Here is a 22,127-nt window from a genome sequence, read left to right on the forward strand (position 1 = left end):
CTAAAGGCAGACCATATTTCAGTGAAGGCATTGCTTGCGGATTTTGGAGACCAAATTCATATTGCGAAAGTTAATGATAAATATGTACTGATGATTGAGGCGGATTCGCTTACGTTTGAAAAAGGGTTCTCTCCTATTGAGTTTTTAAAGCCTGATGAGTTGGAGAAGGTTGTAGAGCGGATTGCAAGGAAGTCGTGAAATAAAGGACATTTTAGTGATACTAAAATGTCTTTTGTATTTGGCAATCTAGAAATACGCCCTTATAGTTATTAAGAATCTCAGCCTTTCTCATTCAATTACATTGTAATAGAAAAGTTGGAGTTTTTAATATAGTATCTTTAACATATACTTACCATTAGCCGAATTGACCCCGATGCCTCATGGCAAAAGCTCTCTATTCCATTAGCAAAAGTAATTATAACTAATATTTTCACATTCTTGATTCAGAATAATTCTCCTTCATAGATTGAGTCATCATCTTTCTATGAAGGCATTCAATACAGATTCTACATATCGCTCATAAAAGAGTGATAGATTTTTTCTATCTTTGAGACCATCACATCTTGAGTTAGATGTTGTCGTGAATAGGCCTGAGCCTCTCTTCCTAATCGTTCACGAAGACTCTTATTGCTTAAAAGCAATTTAAGAGCATCGGAAAGTTGTTGCACATTGCCTGGGTCACAAATGATCCCTGTTTTTCCGTTTTGAATCATTTCTGGTATGCCACCGCAATTTGTTGTAATAATAGCTTGACGAGAAAACATAGCTTCAATAACTGAAATAGGAAAATTATCGTTAATGGTAGGTAAAACATAGATTACAGAAGAGGAAAGAATTTCTGGTATATCTATTCTTCTACCAAAGAACCTAACATTATCGAGACCCAGTTGTAGCACTTGGTTTTCTAATCTTTCTCTCATAACACCATCACCAACAATCCATACCTCTACATTAGACAAATCTTTTTGAATTTGCGAGAGCGCTTTCAAAAAGATGTCATGGCCTTTTCTAGGAGAAAGACGAGAAACACAGGAAATTACAAGGTTATCATTACACTTCTGTTTAGATATAGAATTTTGATGAAAAGGTATACCTGTATGAACAGTAATCAATTGTTCTACCTTTGCCCCGTATTCTTTTAAAGGAGAATGAAAGGAATTGCTGATCGTTATGATTTGATCGGATGCTCTTATTCCCTGTTTTTCAATTTCACTAAAATACGCTTCTTCAATTGATCCTTTTTTTATTTTATCGAATTTTAATCGACTTTCTGTAAAATGCCCATGCGGTGTAAAAAAAAGAGGTTTCTTATATTCTAGATTTAGTTGTCCTAATAAAAAGACAGCAAATAAATCTTGCGCATGAAACACATCATATTGTTCTAGCTTTTTTTCCCTTAAGAAAGACTTAAACACGTTCAAAAAGCTCGTGTTTTTTATAATTTTTTCATTAGCTGTACCATATCGTTGTAACATAAAATCCCTTGCATGTTTAGCAGCCTGCGGAATGTCTTGTTCTAGATGAACTGCTGTCATTTGAGTAGGAGAGATGACATCTACGTCATGACCATACTTCTCAAAACCTGTTTTTAAGGAAGTAATATAGTTTGATAATCCCCCTGTATTGGGATATTTTAAAAATGTTACATAAAGAATTTTTAATTTTTTCGTTTTACTTGGTATACTATCTTTTTTGATTCCAAACGTCTGAAACGGTTTGATTACATAATTTTTTTTACTATCTATTTGATAATATTCATCCATAACTTTTAGCAGGCTCGCATGGAAGGGACAAATACATTCATTTTGCTCTTCCTGTGTTGTATTCAGAAGTATCTCCCCCTAACTCAGCTAATGATGAAAGTTTTATATATGTTATAAGCCTAATTCTCTTCCCCAGGCCGAAATTTTTTCAAGGTGATACGGCAATAACTCACCGCCGCGATTATCAAATATTCTTCGTAGCTGGGTATGCAGTCCTTTTTCTAATGTTCTCTGCAAATATGCCATTTTATAAAGGTCCATTGGAGCGGTTTTAAATTTAATACCCTTCTTCTTCATTTCTTTTGCATAGAATTCCACACAATGTGTACGAATTTCTTCTGCATTGCTCTGCCAATCTTTTCTAAAACCTAATAATATTTCAACTAAAACAACCATATCAAACCAGACGGGTGCATATTTAACTGACTCCCAATCAATAAATTGAATATTCCATGGTGCATTTAGTGTCACATTGTTGCTGCAAATATTTTGCATATGAAGATCACCATGCGTTATCGATGAACCATTTTTAAATAGTTCCGGGAAAAAATCCGGTCCCTTATTACATATTTTTACTAGAGATTTATAATAAGGTTTAATGATCTCCCTTAACCGGTCGTCTTTCATCGCATCATCAAGAAAATTAATCGTCTTTCCAATGTATTTTGTTCGATCATTTCTCATTTGGCTCGATTCATAAATGGGGAGCCAAGATTCCCAAACATCTTTATGCTTTTTAATCTTGTCTTCAAATGTGTGTGCGTGAAGTTTGGCAACAGTAGGGATAATGTAGTCAAAATGCTTCGGAGAGAAGGTAATCTGACCGCGTACTTGGCGTACAAATTCCATGAATATCCAAGTTTCATTTCCATTTTGTTCAATATGATATATTTTAGGAAGAAATTCTTTCAATATAGGATAAGCTCTATCATATATATTAATCTCTATTTCATTTTTGTAATCTGCTGAATTATATATTTTTAAAATGATAGGATAGTAATCAGCTTTTGTTCGAATAAATAATTTGTATATGCTACTTCTTCTTGTTGATTTTAAACACTCTATTTTATCGGAATCTATTACAACTCTCTTATCCATTGAATAAGAGAGTTTTTCTACAATTTTTAACTTTTCAAAATGATAGGATAATGTTTTTGCCTCGTACAATGTTTTCATTCCTTTCGCTTTCGTTTCCAGGCGTTTATCAAATGAGACCATGTGCTTCTAATGAATGGCATTGGATCATCCCATGCAAACAAAGCAAACTCTTTTTTGCCTCGCAACCCTTCATAAAAATCTTTAAACGTCATTTCAGCTCTTTTTTTCTTATGGCGGAATGTTAAATAATACCGCACAAGATAGATCCATTTGATACCATCTATTTGTTTAAGCCTCGGCGCTGGATTTTGCTTGGTTAAATATAAATAATACATGTAAACAAAATCGATACCGGCAGGCCCTGTCAGACTATGCGTTAACCAAAAGCGAGGGTTTATTTCAATAAACTTATAAACACCATCGCGAGGGTCCTTTTTAAACTCTGCCATAGCAATACCTTTAAGGTTAATATTTTCAAAAAAAGGTAAGCATATATCCACCAATTCTGGAACTTGTTTACTAACGATGTGAGCTCCTGTTCCAAATTCAGCTGGAAATTGATGATTTTTTTGTAAAGAAAATAACGCTAGTAACTCCATGTTGTCGTCATAAAATGTGGCAACTTTATAAAAACATTGATTGTCGCCAGGAATGAGTTCCTGAAGGATGAGTTTTCCATGCTGTCGATACAATTTATACTCATTTCTAAGTTGGTCTGGATTCTGTATGAGAATGGCCTTTTGATTTATCTTTTTTCGAAACTCATGCCCCAAAACCGGCTTTAATATACATGGGAAGTCGAGGCTCAATATTGCTTCTTCCAATTGTTCTTGCTTCTTAATCACATACGTTTTAGGACATGGAATATTATGTTTGACTGCCAGTTCATACATTTTATGTTTATTCAGTGTTTCTTCAATCAACGAATGTTCAGGGAACAAAAATAAATAGTAGTTAGACAGCTCTATTCGATATTTTGAAATGAATACCACATAATCATCCGCACCTGTATACAAAATGGGTTTCAATTTAAATTCTTTAGCCAAGTTGATTAGAAAAGTAAGTAATTCCTTTTCTTCAGATAAAGGGCTTGGGCATACTCCACATGAAGCGAGGCGTGATTTTCCTATTTTATAAGGTTTCTCTACATCAAATGCATAAACCTTGATTCCTTTTCTCGCTAAGCTTCTAATAATTCCAATTCCATTAGCGCTTAAATCTAGTACAACCGCTGCATGTTCATGATTCATAGAGTTCTTCCTCACCTAAATACTTTTTGTAGATTTTTTCGATATTTGCTGCCATTGTCTCTCTAGTTAAATGCTTCTTAGCGAACTCTCTTGCATTTTTACCCAACTGCTCTCGAGCTTTTTGATTTTCAATGGCGAACTTTAATGCGCGTGCCAGTTTATTTGTATCTCCTGCATCAACAAGGATACCTGTCTTAGAGTGGTTAATCAGTTCAGGTATACCTCCTAATGGTGTGGAAATGACACAAACCCCACTATGCATAGCCTCAATAATAGAAATAGGCAGGCTGTCATTTAAAGTTGGAAGTACAAAAATATCAGTTTTACTTAAAATGTCTGGCACATCATCTCTTGCCCCTAAAAACTCCACCATGGAAAGATTCAAATCATCGACTTGTTCTTCTAACTTGTCTCTCATCTCACCATCTCCGACAATGAGCACTTTAACGTTGTTAGTATATTTGCTTCCCATTTGTGAAAGAGCGTCAAGTAATACATTATGGCCTTTTCTTGGGCCTAATCTAGCGACACATGTAATAACGAGTTTTTTATGCGCTGATGTATTTTTTGTATGATACTTATCAGGATAATCAATGCCAGTCAACACAGTTGTCATTTTCTCTCGCTTTGCCCCCAACTGCATTAATGGACGCCGAAATGAATCACTGAGAATAATAAGGTGATTGGCAAATTCAATAGCCTTTTTTTCTAATACTGTATAATAGACTTCTTCCAGCGAACCTTTTTGAAATATGCCAAACCTCAGCCGGTTAAAAGTATACATTCCATGGGGAGTAAATAATAATTTTTTCCCATAGTACTCGTTAATTCTTCCTAATATATTAGCTGTAAACAAATCTTGCGCATGGAGGATATCATATTTTTTAAAGTTAATATTATCAAGTAACATTTTTTCATAGATATACATATTTCTTTGATTTCTAACAATTGTGCTATTATAATTTTCATAACGTGTGTTAAAAAAATTTTTTAATTCGGGAACAACCGATTCACGCATCTTTTCTACTCGGCTTTTAGAAAATTGATTAGGAGAGATAATGTCGACGTGATGTCCCTGTTGTCTTAAACCTTCACTAAGTGCCGTAATATAATTAGATAATCCTCCAGTATGAGGATAGTCCCAAAACGTAGCAATTAATATAGAAAGATTTTTCTTTTTAGACCTCTTCGACTCTGTATTTGTATAACGTTCTTGCTTTGTACTCTTCTTTTTTTGTGCTGAAAATGATCGAATTCCAAAATATTTATCCAATGATTTGATTACATAGGGATACGGAAACTCAAGTTTCATTTTCATTCCCAGACCCTCCTTACTACTTCGAACGCTTCGGCGTATGGTACACCAATCGTCATTCCCCTAACTCTTCCTAAATATTGAATTCCTTCGTATGAACGAGGATGAGGAAAATCTCTCATTTCTACATCGTAATGCTTGAGTGCCGCAATCTTTGAATCCATTTGATTTGTAATGTTGACAAAATAATTAGGTTTGAAAGATTTATCATTCGTGTGGATATTCCACTCACTAGAGGAAACGGTTTCAAATGTAATTAATTCTATCGGTTGTTGGTTTGGTAGAGGTCGAGTCGCAGTTAAAACCGCTTGAAAAGTAATATGATGGTCAATATTGAGATCTCCATAATGATGGGTGAAGATTTTGTTCGGTTTATAAATCTGTATTAAGTGTTCTATTTCTTTCGTTAATTGATGCAGTGGAATTAATTCCAATTCTAAATTAGCATTCTGGAGGAATATCACTTCTTCAATACCTATCGTCTTATTTGCACACCGACCTAGGTGCTGTATGTGATGAGCTTCCTCTTTTCTTCCTAGAGCAGTAATAATTGAAATTACCTGATGTCCTTCATCTACTAATCTTTTTAAAGTTCCGCCAGATCCTAATAACTCATCGTCAGGATGTGCGCCAATGACTAAAATACACTCTTTCATTAGTATTCTCACTCCTTGTACTTCTTAATTTATGATTAATACCGCAAAAAGAAACCGTCATTAGCGGAAAACCCGCTTTTATTTATTACTAACAAGCAATATTCAAGCCTTATAATCTATTGAGATTTATATGCTTCTGCCTTATATGATAAAGAAAATTTCCCATCACTGAAGGTTCCTTTAATCCTCGCTGATGGAAAACTCTTGCCAACCAAGCACATATTAGTAATTATTCCCCGTACCTATCCTTTAATGACATTCTTTCCAACTGAAAATTCTGAAAAACAAAAACATAGCGGTGGTTTTAATATTCAAAAACAATAATATATCATCCAAGACACTTCGTTTTACTGATAATCCCTCAATTTATTATAAATCGATGGCCGTATATTCCTCACATGCTTTAAAAAATCCTGTGCTAGTCCAATTTTTTTAAATCCCTCTAATAACTTAGTAGGAACCTTACTATTTGAAGTAAAAGCTCTCTTATGGTCAATGACCTTTAACTGACCTTCTTCATTTATTAAAACATGTCTCACTTCCGTGTCCCATCTAGTAAATCCTAGGTTTTTTAATTCATTTAACATTATTAATATTTTTCTGGCTAATTCTTCTGTGATTTTTTTTTCTTTTTTCAAGTGACGTGCAAGTGAAATTCCATGTATATACTCCATAACAATATAATTTTCTCCATATTCATAAAGTCGTGGAATAATAGGTGATGATTGTCCAATTACCAAAGCTTTCAACTCTTTTTTTTGAGTTTCTTCCAGAAAAAATATTTTCACGCATTTATCATTGGTTAATTGATATACTTCCCCATCCTTCCCATCCCCAATGAGCTTATATTTTTCCACATCCCGTCTACTTACTCTTCTTTTGTTAAAGTATGCTTTCATTTTATCGTCCCTTCATTAAGATTTCGTAAATTTATATATCATCTCACATTCTATGATTCATCACTTACATATGTAACCTAGACCAATATATTATTTTTATAAATTGATTCCATTCATATATTCTTTTAGTAGATATTATTTTAAAATACATGAAAAAATAATATAGCAAAAATTAAAAAGGTCATTCATTTTAAATAAATAGGAAGATTTCTTCGCTTTCACTCCATTCATTTATTTACTGGGCCATTTTCATTATTTATTCAATTGCTGCGTTCATTGAATGGAGATTTTCTACAGTTCATAGTATGGATGAGTATTTTACAGCTTATCATTTGTGGGTTATTCTTAGATTCAAGAACGAGCAACTTTTCATTATCGAAGATAACAATAGGAGTTGTTATCTTCACAAATTTACATTTCTATCCTTTTGTATCGATATGAAAAATCTGTATGGTGGGGATGTATTAGGTTTTTCTTGTCCTTTGGTCTTAATGTGCATGTTTATCTCGCATTAACGGGGGGAAAAATTCCTTCTATAGCAAATCATAATGCCATTTCTTTTACCGTCGCCTTCACGGGAATACTATCCCAGAATTCCCGCTCTTCTTATAAATTCTATTATGTTTTATTCCCTTGATTATTATTATTCATTGCAGCCAATACTTGAAGTTGCTGTTTAGCTTTCTTCAAAGCAGTATTGAAGTAATTTTGTAACAGTAGTAAGGTCGTACGATTGAAATGATATTGATCAGATACATTCTCCCATGTCTTACTATTTATGAATGTATCCCATGTCAAGTGAGAATTTCCGTTTTTCTTTACCTCTTTAAATACCCATCTTTTCATTTTCTTTTTACCCTTATCAGTTAAAGAGCCATTTTTTACGAGTATGAGTTCCACATTTCTCTTGTATCGTTTATGAATATCCTTTTGCTTAGCCACTGTGAGAAATATATTCGCGGTGTTCTTGGCATCCGAGAAGGCACGGTGCTGTTTTCCTTCCCATTCTAAAGCCAATTGTGCCACTGCAAGTTTCAAACTTGGTGGATTTAGGAATAATTCTTTATATGCATGAAATACAAATCTCTGTAAATCAAATCTTCTTTCCTTCCCAAGATCAAGGCATTCCACATTGTATCGTACACAATCTTCCGTTAGAAATCCGTAATCTTCTTTCCCCCACGTTACAAACATATAATCTTCTCCAACAAACTCACGAAATCTCTCAATTACCTTAGGAAATTTTTCTACACCTTTTACATCTTGCTTTGTAATTCCTGTTAATTTTGTTGTATGACGAGATATAGATGCCGATGGTTTCACTAACGAAGAGAAAAACTCGATAATGCTCATTGTACTTGCTTCAATCTTAATAGCTCCAATATCAACAATTTCCGTTGGAGCATCTGATTGGTAAGGTCTAAAATTCCGCTCAATATCAAATACAATATAATATTTTGGTTCATACATACTACATACCTCTTCCTTATCTCTTCTTAACATTATATCCCCAATCTCTAATATGTATTAACAATACAATATCGCAAATATTCTCTATTTTAGGGTACTAAAAAAAGAGAAGGGGGATTCCCTTCTCTTTCATTTCGATTACTTTTTAGTTACGTTAGTAGCTTGTGGTCCACGGTTACCTTGTTCAACTTCGAAAGTAACTTCTTGACCTTCTTCTAAAGTTTTGAAGCCGTCGCCTTGGATAGCTGAGAAGTGAACGAATACGTCTTCTCCACCTTCAACTTCGATGAAACCGAAACCTTTGTCAGCGTTAAACCATTTTACTTTACCGTTTTGCATGAAAAAATCCTCCTAAAGTATGTACCTTCATGTACATGTCCATTTTCAACCACTTTACAAATAATAATTAGACATTAAAAAACTGCAACCTAGAGAAGATTTAACATTGCTATCCCCTCTTAAGTTACAGCTTATTTAAATCTCTATGGTATTAAAAGTAAAATGGTTTAACACCACTATACACCTTTATTAGAATAAAAGCAAATGTTTATTTCATGTTTTTTCGTAACTTCATCAATTGGCTGGTTTAATACCTTTCACTTCTTTATTTTTTTTATTGAATTATCTTACATGTCTTTGTTCCTGCCCTCCCACCACATAATGCTCATTCTTGTTATTAATGTGCCAGCCGTTCACTATTTTTTCATTCAGTCGCTATTAATCTGACCGTTTTTATCGTAATTTAACGATATACATTCATATTTACCTCTTGTCAAATTATTCATATCATTCTATTGTAAATAAACAAATCAAATAAAAAAACGAATTTCTCATACAAAAAACTAAGGAATGAATTATATAAGAGGAGTTTTCAAAATGAAAAAACATCTAACAAAAGTGATAAAGGCATCTTCCATTTTATTACTTATTTTCATTTTAATTGGTGCTGGTATTTTGTTTGGTACTCCGTATGGACATAAATTGCGTGTAATTGCTGCGGAAAGTATTCTAACTTCGCAACACCGCAATTTAGCAAAATTCACCTTTTTATCGCAACAAGAACTGGATGATATTTCAAATTCCATTAATAATCCGAAGTGGAAAAACAGCCAATCTCTTGGCTTTCAGAAACTTTCAAAACAGCAATTAGAAGCGAAAAAACATATGCCGCTTCATATAAAAATCGAAACCATTCAAAAAAAATACGCGGATCATTATTTTGAAGGCAAGCTCATGACAATTAGCAATCCTCTTAATGTAAAACTTGTAACACAGCAAGGTACACAAGGTAGCGATGTTGGTGAAAAAATTTACGTGATGGCGAAGCGAAATCACGCAATTACTGCAGTAAATGCAAGTGGATTTTCAGATGAAACGGGACATGGGGGCGGAAAAGAGGGGCTAGGCATTGTTATCGAGAACGGACAAGTCATCCATACACCAAAAGATATAAATTCACCGACTATTATTACCGGCTTAACAAAATATGGACAAATGGTAACAGGTGATTACTCTGCACAGCAATTGCTGAATAAAAATGTTGTTTCTGCAGCTGGTTTTATGCCCCAACTTATCGTAAATGGCGAAAAAATGCTTACAAATGATGGAGGCTGGGGATATGGTCCACGAAGCATTATGGCTCAAAAAAAAGATGGCTCAATTATGTTTCTTATCGTAGATGGTAGACAACCTCACAGCATTGGCGCTTCTTTAAAAGATTGTCAGGATCTTTTATATGACGAGGGCGCTGAAAACGCGATGGCTATGGATGGTGGTTCTTCTGCAACTATGTATGCCTTAGGAGATATATTAAACATCCCTTCCACTTTATCTCATAAGTCTCGTTATCTTCCGAACTGCTGGGTTGTAACTGCCAATAACAATCAAAAAGTGGATGTAACAATTGATGGTCACGTAGCTGAAGCTTCAAAGATTGCGGAAGTTACAGGAACATCCGCTGTTGCTTCTAACGAAACAAAAAGCAGTTAAGTATCTTACAGATACTTAACTGCTTTTTTCTGTTTCATTCATGCTGCTATGTTTTATTTTTTGAAGATACCAAATGGCTTACCAACAGGTAATACAACTTTTCCGAAGTGCGTATTTAATACTGCAGCTGCTGATCCATAGAATGAAAGCAGTGAAATAAGCATTTCAGAAATTGCTGCTAATTTATGCATCGCATGTGGCATAACACCTAAAGTACTAAATGAAAGACCAATAAATAAGAAATCAATAAGTACAAAAATCATAAATAATACTTTATGTGTTTCCATTGCGCCAATTGTCATAAATAAGCTGAAAATTAAGTAACCAACAAATGCTACTCCAAGTTGCTTTGGATCCACAGTTGCTGCTAATTTTTCACCAAATACTCCAAGTTGAATTAACCATGAAGTCCCAACGCCAAACCAAAACAATGCAAATCCACCAAACGCAGTTGTACCGAATGTATTGTTATGCTTTGCATCGTTAATGCATGCAAATAATTGAGCAAAACCTCCTAAAAAGATTGCCCATGGCACTACAAATGAGATGCCACTTGTTAAGCCCAGTTTTTGTGAGGACGCAACAAGTGTAACCATTGCAAGTCCAAATAAGCCAAGTGCAGACGGATCTGCTGTTGTCATTTTCACATGATGTGTAGTTTGCTTTTCCATAAAACCCTCCTGATTTAAACACATACTTGAATACAATACTGAAATCAGAAGGTACTGTCAATCTTTTTATTGATACACATAAATTATGAATTTTCATAGATGTATTTTTACGAATGCGATGGCAAGAAAAAAACTAGACAAAATTGTCTAGTATCCTTAAGTTATGATAAAGAAGATAATAAAAAACCAAAGCGCATTGCATGCTCTATTTCATCTGTCATCGCCCGAAAGAAAACATCTCGAACGGCTAAGTTTTGCGTTAATAAATAAGCATTTCGATAATCTTCATACGCTTCTAGTTCATCTTCATATGCACGTTCTAATCCTTCTTTATAAGAAGAATATTGAGTTTGCACCACTTGATACGTTGGCTGCTGTCCAGTTAGTGTTGTAAACAATTGTATAAATTGTTGTAAATGTACTTTTTCGTCTTCTAATGCGTGTAAAATATCTTTTTTATGTCTTGCATTTGGTGCTTCCTTTACAAGCCGACTATAAAAATCAATCGCAGCAGCTTCGCCTTTAATAGCTTCTAAAATAGCTTGTGATACTTGGTTATACGTTCCCTCATATACCCGATATAAATGATTATATGAGTTAGGGGTTGCATAGTACATACCTACTCCTCCTCGAAATAATACATTATTACTCTATTGTATGTAGACGCATTAATTCCGTTCAGTTTAGTTTATCCCGCATTAACGAGCAGTAAGACCCCCACTGATGGAAGTTTCACTTTATTTTCGCGTATTAAAAAAGAATATCTTATACTATTACATATATAATGAAAGGAGATTTAGATATATGCGTTATGTAATATTAACAGGAACTTCCCGAGGATTAGGTGAAGCAATTGCTACACAATTATTAGAACAAGAAACGAAACTCATCTCTATATCACGTAAACAAAACGAACAACTTATTGAACAAGCACAACATCTTAATATTCCGTTTGATTTTTATTCGTTTGATCTACAAGAGATTCATCAAATTGAATCATTGATGGCAAATATCTTTTCGAACATTGATGTAAAAACCGTTTCTTCTATTCACCTTATTAATAACGCCGGTATGTTAGCACCAATGAAACCAATTGAGCGTTCAGAAAGTGAGCAATTAATTGCAAATGTCCATGTAAATTTAGTAGCTCCCATGTTACTTTCTTCAGCCTTTATGAAACATACGAAAGACTGGAATATAGACAAACGTATCATTAACATCTCTTCTGGTGCTGGACAAAAACCATACTTTGGCTGGGGAGCATACTGCACCGCCAAAGCTGGTATTAATATGTTCACAAAATGTATTGCAGCAGAAGAAACCGATAAAGGATATCCTGTAAAAATTATTTCTTTTGCGCCAGGTGTTGTAGATACAGAGATGCAAACAGAAATTAGACAAACATCAAAAGAAGACTTTATTAATGTAGACCGTTTCTTAGCCTTGAAAGAAGATGACCATTTACTTTCACCAAATTATGTAGCAAAAGCCGTTATTGATTTATTAGAAACAGATAACTTTCAGCAAGGCGGCATTGTACGCATTGATGAAAATTAAAAAACTCGCTAGTAGCGAGTTTTTCTATTGTTTAGATTTTAAAAATAATAGAACTGACTCCATAATTAGTTCATAACCAATTTCTTGATAGATTTTGTTAGATGTAGGATTAGCTAGATCAGTATATAATGAGGTCGTCGCATACCCATTATCTAACATATATTGACTGAGTGCTGATACACAGTTTAAAGCATAACCTTTTTTCCGTTCTATCTTCGGAGTATATACAAAATTAATTGTGACATTACGTTTCGTCGGTCTTGTAATAGCTGCCATCGAAACTAACTGTCCTTTCATTTCCCATCCGAACAAGCGCTGACTTTCAATTAATTCAGCAGCAGTATGCACCGCTTCTTCCCTTGTAATTGCTAAATTTACTTCTTCACAAAAACAATATATCCAATCTTCAATCAAACCTTGTTCTTTTAATTCTATTCGACGGAAAACCCCATTATTTCCGGCTCTCTTCTTTACATACTTTAACCCATATACCCCTTGCTTCATTTTGATTTGAATCGATTTATTTTGAAAATCCGCAAGTTGTTCTGCTAAACACTCTACCATCTGTTTTTCTCCAATTAATCCGGGCACATCAGGATATGCAATCGCTAGTTGTTGTGCAATTTCTCTTATATCATCCTTTTCTAAAGGCGCAGACTTTGCTACAATGGCTTGCTGATGATGCGTTTGAAGCATAACGAATACAAGCTCTCCCTCTTTTGTAGCCGTTGCCATAAATAAGGGAAGCTGCGAGGACCGTAACACACCTAATATTAAATTATTCTCTTGCTCATACGTTTCTAAAAAAGGTAGAATATCATTTTTAAATTGTACAAAATTCGTATATACATTTAGTCGTATCACTATAATCTCTTCTTTCTTTCGAAATATATAGTGATATATTAGCGATTTACAAGTTAAATCCTTCTTTATTTTATGAATGAATGATAGTTGCAACAAGTTTATTGACTTGTTTTTCAGCTTCAGCAAGTTGTTCCTTCACATTCTCTAGCCGCTCTTCCTGCTTTGAAACATTTTCTTTTCTCTCTTTAATCATTCGCTGCATTTGCTGCAGGCTCGGCCCACCGTATACATTTCGCTTTGCAACAAACGAATGCGGTGAAATTATTTCACTCCACTCCTCTTTTGTTAATACAACCTGTAATTCCTTTTGTAAATACATATTAATGTCGACAATATTTAGTTCGTGTAAATCTTTTTTCTGTTCTTCTGAAAGTTTAGCTATATAGCTTGCTGTATAATGAGCACGGCGAAATGGAACATCATACTGCCGAGTTAATGTATCAGCTAATTCAGTTATCGTAATTGCATGCTTTTTTGCACGACTTTGTAATATTTCCTTTTCAACTGTCATCGTACGCACTACTGCATTCATTACACAAATAACTCGAAGCGCTTTCTCAAATCCTTCATATAAATGGGGCTGTAAATCATCTTCTGTATCGACAATATCTCCAAACGGTGTATTATGAATCATTTGAAAAACAGTAAATGCTTCTCCCCAAGCGCTACTCGCAAGAGACCTTGCATGTTCAATTGATACTGGATTGCGTTTTTGCGGCATAATACTACTAATTTGCACATAGGGATTTGCAACTGTAATACCGTTGTACTCTTTCGTAGCTAATAATAAAAAGTCTTGAAGCCATCTACTTATATTTGTCATCATTATCATAAGCGCGCCGCTTGTTTCTAATAAATAATCTGTACTTGCAATCGCGTCGTATGAATTTTCAATTACCTTCGAAAAACCAAGAAGATCCGCAACGCGCTTTCGATTAATTGGAAAACTAGTTGTAGCAAGCGCCGCTGCTCCTAAAGGAGATTGATTTACAATATGATAAGCGTTCCATAATCGCTCCGCATCACGTTGCATCACATCATAAATAGCAAGCAGATAATGACCAAATGTTGTTGGCTGCGCTGGTTGTGTATGTGTATATGCTGGCATAATCGTTTCCATGTGCTCCTCAGCTCGCTCTAGAATACTCTCTTGCAGTAGCATAAAATGCTCGATGTATTGTAGGAGATAACGTCGTAAGCTCATACGATACATCGCCACCCCCATATCATTTCGGCTTCGCCCAATATGCATATTGCTAACAATATCACTGTCTGCTTCTTGTTGAATCAGATGCTCAACTAAAAAAAAGAGATCTTCATACTCTTTGCTGTATACTAGCTCGTCTAATGGGACAGCTTTTACTTTTTCTACGGCCGCTACAATCTGCTTAGCATTTTGTTTTTGTAGCAAACCTTCCTCTTGCAACATAATGACATGTGCATGGTGAATACGAAACATGTCATCCAATAAATAATTCCGCTGAAAACAGAATATATGTTGTAATATATAATCAGCATATGTTCTCCCTGGAAAGACTACACCTTCTCGCTGTAAAAACTCCTCGCTTCCCTCCCGCATTTTAAATAGCTCCCCTCACTTATTGATTATTAATCATCATACCCAGCTACTAAAAAAATGTGTTTATCCAAAGAAAAAAACCGATGCATACACATCGGTTTTACTTAATAACAGTTGCTTTATATTTATCACTTTGCAATATTTGAAAATGCAAATTAAGTAAATGTTTACGTAATTCAACACTGTCTTCCTCATTTACATTATTCGCCAAAAAGACAATTTCTGTGCAGTTTCCCTGTTTGTCTGTTGCATATACAGCTTTAGACAAAGACCATGGTGTATACCCATTTTTTTGACCTGCATGTCGAAAATGTTGACGATACTTTTTCCCTTGCATATCTGATTCCACAAGTTGTGACCATTCTTTTTCTTCCTCTTTTGTGAAACCTTTTTGATGGTTTGCTTTCTCTAATAAAATCATATAGTCATTTGCAGAAGCAGCCGGGAGTCTATCTGACCAAATTTTGTCGTACTTTTCTCCCAAGAAAAGCGGAATTTCATTTTGCAGCTGCGGACCTTTTTGTTTTAAACGCTCATGTATTAACATCGCATAACGACAATATTCTTCTTGCGGCATCGTTCTTAATGTATGCGCTAATTGTTGCTTTGGAACATGTAATTCTTTGTATAAATAGCCTGGAATATATAAAGATGAAACAATTGGGAATAATGGCTGGTGTGATGGTAATCCTAATTTATTTATATTTTCATTAATATTCTCTATACCAAGGCGCTCCATTAAATACTCTGTATTTGCATTTGAACTAAATTTCATCATTCCTCTTGCTACTTGTTCTAACGTAACTGCATTTTCTTCAATAAGTCCTTTTTTCATTAAAACATTTTGCCATCTCTCATGAGCACCGCCATCCGTCTTTGGAACGTAATAACGATTAATATCGTCCATCGACACAAGCTCATTTGGATCAATTTTCCCTTCCCCTACTTGTTTTGTAAACTCCAACGCTACAATGAGCTTCATCGTACTCGCTACAGGTAATACAACATTAGGGTTTATAGAATATACCAATTTATCATTTCGTTTCACTAGCAATGCGCTGTTTTTTTGATCTTTATTTTCTTCTACAAATGACGCAACATATTGTGCATCATCATAGTTTGAACTCCATACTTTTTTCACAAAAAAATTACCTGAGATAATAAATACGAATAAACAAAGTATTGCTATACATAATCCTATTTTCCTCAAATGGAATTCCTCTCCTAAACTTTGTCTTGTAATCTATTATATATAATTCATTCGCAAAACAATAGAGGCGATCTATGAAAAGATCGCCTCTATTGTAACTTGTAAACTTGCATACTGTCTACGTCATAACCCGAATAAAATCTTCAAGAAATTTTTTATAATGTAACTTCCAGCCAATCCTCACCCATTTTTTCATCGCTTCTGCCCTTGGCTGTGGTCTAAAGTCGGCAATACTTTCACCTTTTGCAAGACCATCAATATCAACTTGAACACGACGATATACATATTCTATCAAGGAAGGATTAACAACAGCCATCATTGTTACAACATCATGAATTGGACTTCCAGCTATGTTCGGATTTAATTTTTTATAGGCTTTATAGTAATAATTAAAAATTGGTTCGATTAATTTATTAAAATTTGTTTTTGTATTTTTTGTAATATATGTAACAGTATCAGGAGTAATGACTGCTCCATTTGTTACGTTCAGCGGAATTAATGAAACGTTCTCAGCATATTGCATTACTAAATTTGAAGCAATCGCATCTCCGTGAAAATTTGCTTCTGCAACAGGGGTAACATTTCCTGGAACAAGAAATGCCCCACCCATTATGTAATACTCTTTTACGCTTTTCATCAATTCTTTCTCTAAAATAAAAGCCGTTGCTAAGCTTGTCGAACGGCCCGCATCAACAATAATAAGCTCTCCTTTATATCTTTTAATAATCTCAAATATCTCACAAAACGGTTTCACATTCGCTTTAATCGTTTCAGGTGGACGAATAGGACCTAAGCCTTCTGGTCCATGTATTTCTGGATAGTATGTTATAAATTCTCCTGATAAAGGAATTTTTGCCCCATTAATAATTGGAATATCTTCTCTTCCAGCTATTTGCAATAAATAAGCCGCATTATTCGTCGCCTGCTCCTGAGTAACATTTCCATATCCTGTTACAACACCAACAATATCAATATCAGGATGTAATAACCCATACATGATTGCTAATGAATCATCAATACCAGGATCTCCGAGAAACAGCACTTTTTTCAAGGCGTTCAACTCCATCCTATCAATTGCTATTACTATATGACTGAAAAAAAGTGTACAGAAGTAAAATATAAACGATTTTTTATCCCATACGAAAAAGGGCATGAACAAAATATGATTTTTTTAACAAAATTTATTTTAGTAGCAGGTTATAACAACGTTGGACATATTATGCCAGACGATTATTTTTCCCAAAAACTATTTCATGAAAAAGAACGTGAGATGGACGATAACTACAAAGTTGCCATCATTGCATTAAGATGTTGGAAGGCGAAAACAAGCAGTTGCGAGAACAATTAAAGGTGGGTTACGCAGACGTTTATAGGCACATATAATATAAAGTGCCAAATGTTATTTTAGTGTTATTTCTTCAACTAACACATATTATTTTATCAAGTGGAAAGGCTACCTGATGAAATAAGGAGGTAGCCTAATAGTATGAAATACAGTTTCATCGCCTTTATGATAACATCGTCAGTTTTAGGATTAATCTTACCGAATCAAGGACGCACTGAAACCGAGAAAATCAGTGTCGGAGAAAAACATACTGATTTTTATGATGCTTTTTTAGTATTGTTAGACCCTTATGCCAGAGAAGCGATTAATAAAAAATTCCCAAATCGTAGTTATGGATTATGGAATGCAGAAATATTAGAGGTTACACGAAGAAAAGGTGGATTTTCTCAATTTGATTTTATAGTGAAAGTTAAATACGACACTTATACAGGTCCACATAATCCACCAGAAGGTCCTGTTACTATAACTTTTGATGTAAATATTGAAGGAATTACTGTAACTGAAATCAAAGGTTAATTTCTGAGTTTATTATTCAATGTAGTGTAGTGTTTGCAAAATAAACTATAATCATTAAAATACCAATAATCCCTGATTTCGATCAAAAAGCAGGTTTTTTTGGAATTTTAATGGATTTAGGGAAATGAATAACCTATTGTTGCTTATTCAAGAAAGGCCCCCGTTTGATTAAGTACAATTATTTACATTCTTGTTTTTATATAAAAGCTGTAAAAGTAACTTACTTTCTTACATTAGTACCCAAATGAAAAAAGGATAATACCTAATCATAGTATTCTTGTTTGTTACTTTCCAACCTGCCCCATTAGCACAAAAAAAAGCTGTCAATTGATAGCTTTGATTTACAACTATGCACTAATTTTTTATTTTTTTTGAGTTTTAATTGTGAAAAATACACCAGTAACTTGATGATGTAGGTCTCTCTCTTCCATATCGTCTTATTTTCTGCCTCCTTCGTCTATTTGATAACTACCGTCCAAAAAATCATCCTTTATTTTCTATTCCACCAAATATAGTGAATCCAATAGAATCAAAGAACAGCTAAACCTTGCGATCCGAAATAAGGAAAGTTAGTCCAAGCAGCAACCTGCAATCTAACAAGACTACCATCATCTTGGATATGAAATACTGAGACTGTACCCTGATTCCCGTTCAGTGTGTAAAAATGGCGGCCATCTTTACTCACTCCAGCATCTATCGGCAGACCTGTAGCTGTACCTGCTGGTGTACTGGTAATATGCCTTACCACCGACAGTGCTCCATTGGGATCGATTCGGTAGGTGGAAATGGTGCCGCTTAAGGTGTTGGTAGTGTATGCAAAACGTTCATCCCTCGTTGTTACAACCCAACAAGCGGTCTTATATCCGTTTGGTACAGAGCCGCTGATCACATGAAGGATACCATCGTTAGTCAATGAATAAGAGGACAGCGCATTTGAAACTGCTTCTGTAACTAAGAGGATTCCAGACGATAGAAAATAGGCTCCCAATGGTCCTTGACCATAAGAATCATTAACGATTGGTCCTGTAATCGTACCATTTTTATTTACATGGAATATACTAAGATGGTTTGATGTAAGCTCGGAGACAAGAATTTTACTGCCATCTGGAGTGAAGAGAACCTGCGCCGGCTGAGCATTGAAAGTACTAAGAGAATGGCTTGATCCGGGAATAGGAGTAAGGCGTCCGTTATCATCTATACGAAAACCAGTGATATTGGATGCAAAATTGTTAGCGGCATTACCTACATTGGAAACATAGAGAAGATTACCAAATACAGCTACGCTATTGGGCTGAGCACCTCCTGATGGCTTCACATCCACGAGAACGGGTGCTCCGCTGTCGGTGATGATGAAACTACTAATACTATTGCTGCCTGCGTTAACTGCAAGTAGGAAACGTCCATCACGGGACAGAGTCAGGGAACCTTGTGACGCAAGGGGATCGACGCCATCGTTTGCTGTTGCAGTGGAGACTTCCTTTGTACCAGTACCTCTGCCATAAGTTGGGTAGGAACCCACAAAGGTGAGCATACCATTCATGTCCCTGTAAAAGGCAATGATTTGATTCATTACTTCATTATTGGTCATAATATAAACCATACTCACACGAAAATTTTTATTCATTATCTGCATTTTATGACTCTCCTCCTTTCATAACTTTATATGGTTCTTTTGCCATTTCAATTCCCAGAATTGATGTACATCGGTTTAAAAGATAGGTGAATTTTCATCTCCCACTAACCTGCTCCGTTAGTTCAATAACACAGGTTCTTGTTTTCCTTCTAATTTATATGCTTCATCCCACTCTATTCCACAAGCAGCAGCATATAATTGAGGATCGTATTTCTGACCACTTTTAAAAAGTGTATAAAATAAATTTGCAATTCTAAAACAAAGATGACCAATTTCCTGTTTCTTTATCATTCCTTCTTCTACTTTACGATCATGGTATGCTTTAAAGACAGTAGGCTTACGTTTCCCATTTGCTGACATCATCTCTTTAAGGACTACAGAAACTAACGGGTGCTTTAATTTAATAAAAAGGACAATACATATTAGTTATATAAAATATGTATTGTCCTTTATTTATCGTTTTGTTAATTTAGGTCTTGATAAGACACAACTCTTGCTCTTTTTATGTAAAGATTTTAAATTTGTTGTAACTTACGTGAAAATAACATACTTCCTATAATATAAGCAATAAGTGCTAAACATACCGGAAATACGACTGTATGAACACCAAAAGGATTAGGGAGAAACAGATGAAATCCCATATAAGAGCCAACTCCAACAACAATAGAAGCAAGTGCCCCGGCAGCATTCCCCTTTCTCCAATACAACCCAAGCACAAGCGGCCAAATGAACGCTGCCTCTAAACCACCAAAGGAAAATAAATTTAACCAAATTAAAAAATCAGGCGGCTTAATCGCTGCAGCATAAACAAGTAATCCAACAATCGCTGTAATCCATAGCGTTCCTCTTTTTACTGTTTGAGCAGCAGCATTTTCATTTATGTAATTTACATAAATATCTTTAATGATGGAAGAACTCACAAGCAATAACAATGCGTTAACTGTCGACATAATAGCTGCCATTGGTGCTGCTAAGAAAACACCAGCAAGCCAAGGAGGCAATACTTTCATCGCAAGCAATGGCATTACTTTATCAGGCACACTCACTCCCGGTAAAACAACACGGGCAAATACACCGGTTAAATGCATACCAATCATAATTGTACCGACGACAACAGTACCGATAATTAAAGCTTGATGCATCGCTTTTGAATTTTTATAAGACATGGCACGTACACTAATTTGCGGTAACCCTACCACTCCAACGCCAATCAAGATCCAATATGAAGACACATATACCTTTGTCAAACTCCCATCTGCTCCAAATGGCGTAATTAAATTCGGATTGATCTGTACAAGTTCTTGTATAATATTTGAAATACCACCACCTGCAATAATCGTACCAATTAAAATAATTGTCGTACCGAGCAGCATAATAAGACCCAGTATTGTATCTGAAAGCGCAACAGCACGAAATCCGCCAATCAAAACATAAACAAGTACAAAAAACGTAAAAAGAAATAAAGACGTTGTATAAGAAAGACCTGTTAACGATTCAATTAATCTTCCACCGCCAACCCACTGCGCAACAGTTGCCGAAAACAAGAAAATAATAATACATAATGCTGATAAAATAACAACAGCTTTATTGTTATATCTTCCTTTCAAGTAATCAATTAACGTAATAGCTTCCATTTTTCTTGCAGTAATCGCAAATTTCTTTCCAAGTACAGTTAGTACAATGTAACCCGTTACAACTTGAATAGCCGACAACAATACCCAGCCAAGCCCCATGTTGTATGCAATTCCAGGCCCACCGATAAAGCTACTTGCGCTACCATACGTCGCAATCATCGTCATCGCTAATAACAATCCACCAAGTTCGCGTCCGCCCAGAAAATATTCTTGCAAAAATTTGTTATGCGCGGTCGTTTGAACACGTCTCGACGCATATATACCAATCAAAAACACAACAATAAAACATAAAATCATTGGAATAATTACATACCAGTTCATTTTCATTCCTCACTCTTCTCTTCCTCATCAAACGAAACATCTTGAAATACGAAACGGACAACAAATACAATAAGTAAAACCATTACAATAAATCCTACTATACAACTATAAAAGAACCAGGCTGGAAACCCTAGTACATATGTATATTCTTTTGGATTGCCACTACCTAATCCATATGCGAAACCGTACCATAATAGAAAGTTGATAACAGCAAGTCCAATTCCGATCCACGCTTCACGATGTGCGATGCGAAAACGCGGATCATCATGATGTTGATTCATTTCTTCCCCCTCCTTTCACGATGTATTATTGTACCATTGTTTGTATCGTTTTTCCTATAAAAAAAGCAAAATGAAT

At 35.0% G+C, this 22,127-nt stretch carries 24 protein-coding genes; 6 read left to right on the plus strand and 18 right to left on the minus strand.

Annotated features, from left to right (window positions below):
* Nucleotides 1–198, plus strand: a 198-nt coding sequence (locus CN326_RS15300; RefSeq protein WP_141525059.1) for a DUF3898 domain-containing protein, incomplete at its 5' end; no start/stop codon positions are given.
* 308 nt (nt 199–506) lie between these two features.
* On the opposite strand, the gene CN326_RS15305 is transcribed toward CN326_RS15300, so the two are convergent.
* The 6 genes from CN326_RS15305 to CN326_RS15330 all read right to left on the minus strand — a co-directional run bounded on the left by CN326_RS15305 (nt 507) and on the right by CN326_RS15330 (nt 6,981).
* Nucleotides 507–1,835, minus strand: a complete 1,329-nt coding sequence (locus tag CN326_RS15305) for a glycosyltransferase family 4 protein (protein WP_098309866.1) — start codon at nt 1,833–1,835, stop codon at nt 507–509.
* Nucleotides 1,836–1,874: 39 nt separating this feature from the next.
* Entirely contained in the window at nt 1,875–2,930 is a 1,056-nt protein-coding gene (locus CN326_RS15310; RefSeq protein WP_483295649.1) for a phosphotransferase, read from the minus strand.
* 5 nt (nt 2,931–2,935) lie between these two features.
* Nucleotides 2,936–4,111, minus strand: coding sequence for a carboxylate--amine ligase (locus tag CN326_RS15315; protein ID WP_098309868.1), 1,176 nt, complete (start codon nt 4,109–4,111; stop codon nt 2,936–2,938).
* The gene (locus CN326_RS15320) at nt 4,101–5,429 is read right to left on the minus strand and encodes a glycosyltransferase family 4 protein (protein ID WP_098309869.1); all 1,329 of its coding nucleotides are present in this window, start codon (nt 5,427–5,429) and stop codon (nt 4,101–4,103) included. The genes CN326_RS15315 and CN326_RS15320 overlap by 11 nt, the downstream gene beginning before the upstream one ends.
* Nucleotides 5,426–6,082 (minus strand): PIG-L deacetylase family protein, encoded by a 657-nt coding sequence (locus tag CN326_RS15325; protein ID WP_098309870.1) that lies wholly within the window; start codon nt 6,080–6,082, stop codon nt 5,426–5,428. Before CN326_RS15325 ends, CN326_RS15320 begins: the two co-directional genes overlap by 4 nt.
* A 347-nt stretch (nt 6,083–6,429) precedes the next feature.
* Nucleotides 6,430–6,981: an AarF/UbiB family protein gene (locus CN326_RS15330; protein ID WP_098309871.1), complete on the minus strand. Its 552-nt coding sequence runs from the start codon at nt 6,979–6,981 to the stop codon at nt 6,430–6,432.
* A gap of 198 nt (nt 6,982–7,179) precedes the next feature.
* Between CN326_RS15330 and CN326_RS24270 the strand changes: the two genes are divergently transcribed.
* Nucleotides 7,180–7,422: a DUF1361 domain-containing protein gene (locus tag CN326_RS24270; protein WP_141525060.1), complete on the plus strand. Its 243-nt coding sequence runs from the start codon at nt 7,180–7,182 to the stop codon at nt 7,420–7,422.
* A 177-nt stretch (nt 7,423–7,599) separates the two neighbouring features.
* Here the strand turns inward: CN326_RS24270 and CN326_RS15335 are convergent, their stop codons facing one another.
* Complete coding sequence (locus tag CN326_RS15335) at nt 7,600–8,451, minus strand: exonuclease (protein ID WP_098309872.1); 852 nt, start codon at nt 8,449–8,451, stop codon at nt 7,600–7,602.
* A 138-nt stretch (nt 8,452–8,589) separates the two neighbouring features.
* Nucleotides 8,590–8,790 (minus strand): cold-shock protein CspD, encoded by a 201-nt coding sequence (gene cspD, locus CN326_RS15340; protein ID WP_035430809.1) that lies wholly within the window; start codon nt 8,788–8,790, stop codon nt 8,590–8,592.
* Between the two features lie 537 nt (nt 8,791–9,327).
* On the opposite strand from cspD, the gene CN326_RS15345 reads away from it, so the two are divergent.
* Nucleotides 9,328–10,440, plus strand: coding sequence for a phosphodiester glycosidase family protein (locus tag CN326_RS15345; RefSeq protein ID WP_098309873.1), 1,113 nt, complete (start codon nt 9,328–9,330; stop codon nt 10,438–10,440).
* Between the two features lie 53 nt (nt 10,441–10,493).
* On the opposite strand, the gene CN326_RS15350 is transcribed toward CN326_RS15345, so the two are convergent.
* Both CN326_RS15350 and CN326_RS15355 read right to left on the minus strand, forming a co-directional pair.
* The gene (locus CN326_RS15350) at nt 10,494–11,111 is read right to left on the minus strand and encodes an acetate uptake transporter (RefSeq protein ID WP_098309874.1); all 618 of its coding nucleotides are present in this window, start codon (nt 11,109–11,111) and stop codon (nt 10,494–10,496) included.
* A 161-nt stretch (nt 11,112–11,272) separates the two neighbouring features.
* On the minus strand, nt 11,273–11,728 hold the full coding sequence (locus CN326_RS15355; RefSeq protein ID WP_098309875.1) for a ferritin family protein: 456 nt from the start codon (nt 11,726–11,728) through the stop codon (nt 11,273–11,275).
* Nucleotides 11,729–11,915: 187 nt separating this feature from the next.
* Here CN326_RS15355 and CN326_RS15360 point away from each other — a divergent pair, with 187 nt between their 5' ends.
* Nucleotides 11,916–12,668 (plus strand): (S)-benzoin forming benzil reductase, encoded by a 753-nt coding sequence (locus CN326_RS15360; protein WP_098309876.1) that lies wholly within the window; start codon nt 11,916–11,918, stop codon nt 12,666–12,668.
* A 24-nt stretch (nt 12,669–12,692) separates the two neighbouring features.
* Here the strand turns inward: CN326_RS15360 and CN326_RS15365 are convergent, their stop codons facing one another.
* The 4 genes from CN326_RS15365 to CN326_RS15380 form a co-directional block, all read right to left on the minus strand.
* Entirely contained in the window at nt 12,693–13,532 is an 840-nt protein-coding gene (locus CN326_RS15365; RefSeq protein ID WP_098309877.1) for a GNAT family N-acetyltransferase, read from the minus strand.
* Nucleotides 13,533–13,602: 70 nt separating this feature from the next.
* A complete protein-coding gene (argH, locus tag CN326_RS15370; protein WP_098309878.1) occupies nt 13,603–15,111 on the minus strand; it encodes an argininosuccinate lyase in 1,509 nt (502 codons plus the stop codon).
* Nucleotides 15,112–15,211: 100 nt separating this feature from the next.
* On the minus strand, nt 15,212–16,312 hold the full coding sequence (locus CN326_RS15375; protein WP_483295651.1) for a serine hydrolase: 1,101 nt from the start codon (nt 16,310–16,312) through the stop codon (nt 15,212–15,214).
* Nucleotides 16,313–16,439: 127 nt separating this feature from the next.
* On the minus strand, nt 16,440–17,387 hold the full coding sequence (locus tag CN326_RS15380; protein ID WP_098309880.1) for a nucleoside hydrolase: 948 nt from the start codon (nt 17,385–17,387) through the stop codon (nt 16,440–16,442).
* Nucleotides 17,388–17,483: 96 nt separating this feature from the next.
* Between CN326_RS15380 and CN326_RS24675 the strand changes: the two genes are divergently transcribed.
* Both CN326_RS24675 and CN326_RS15390 read left to right on the plus strand, forming a co-directional pair.
* Nucleotides 17,484–17,669: a hypothetical protein gene (locus CN326_RS24675; protein ID WP_218007851.1), complete on the plus strand. Its 186-nt coding sequence runs from the start codon at nt 17,484–17,486 to the stop codon at nt 17,667–17,669.
* Nucleotides 17,670–17,807: 138 nt separating this feature from the next.
* Nucleotides 17,808–18,182 carry a DUF3888 domain-containing protein gene (locus CN326_RS15390; RefSeq protein ID WP_255258139.1) on the plus strand — a complete coding sequence of 125 codons (375 nt, stop codon included), beginning with the start codon at nt 17,808–17,810 and terminating at the stop codon, nt 18,180–18,182.
* 529 nt (nt 18,183–18,711) lie between these two features.
* On the opposite strand, the gene CN326_RS15395 is transcribed toward CN326_RS15390, so the two are convergent.
* The 4 genes from CN326_RS15395 to CN326_RS15410 all read right to left on the minus strand — a co-directional run bounded on the left by CN326_RS15395 (nt 18,712) and on the right by CN326_RS15410 (nt 22,051).
* Nucleotides 18,712–19,815 carry a lactonase family protein gene (locus CN326_RS15395; RefSeq protein ID WP_098309882.1) on the minus strand — a complete coding sequence of 368 codons (1,104 nt, stop codon included), beginning with the start codon at nt 19,813–19,815 and terminating at the stop codon, nt 18,712–18,714.
* Between the two features lie 117 nt (nt 19,816–19,932).
* On the minus strand, nt 19,933–20,178 hold the full coding sequence (locus CN326_RS15400) for a hypothetical protein (RefSeq protein WP_255258140.1): 246 nt from the start codon (nt 20,176–20,178) through the stop codon (nt 19,933–19,935).
* A gap of 152 nt (nt 20,179–20,330) precedes the next feature.
* Nucleotides 20,331–21,770 carry a sodium/pantothenate symporter gene (panF, locus tag CN326_RS15405; RefSeq protein ID WP_098309930.1) on the minus strand — a complete coding sequence of 480 codons (1,440 nt, stop codon included), beginning with the start codon at nt 21,768–21,770 and terminating at the stop codon, nt 20,331–20,333.
* Between the two features lie 2 nt (nt 21,771–21,772).
* Complete coding sequence (locus tag CN326_RS15410) at nt 21,773–22,051, minus strand: YhdT family protein (RefSeq protein WP_098309883.1); 279 nt, start codon at nt 22,049–22,051, stop codon at nt 21,773–21,775.
* Between the last annotated feature and the right edge of the window lie 76 nt (nt 22,052–22,127).

Origin of the sequence: Bacillus sp. AFS018417 (genome assembly GCF_002560985.1) — a bacterium.
In the GTDB taxonomy this organism is placed as follows: domain Bacteria; phylum Bacillota; class Bacilli; order Bacillales; family Bacillaceae_G; genus Bacillus_A; species Bacillus_A rhizoplanae.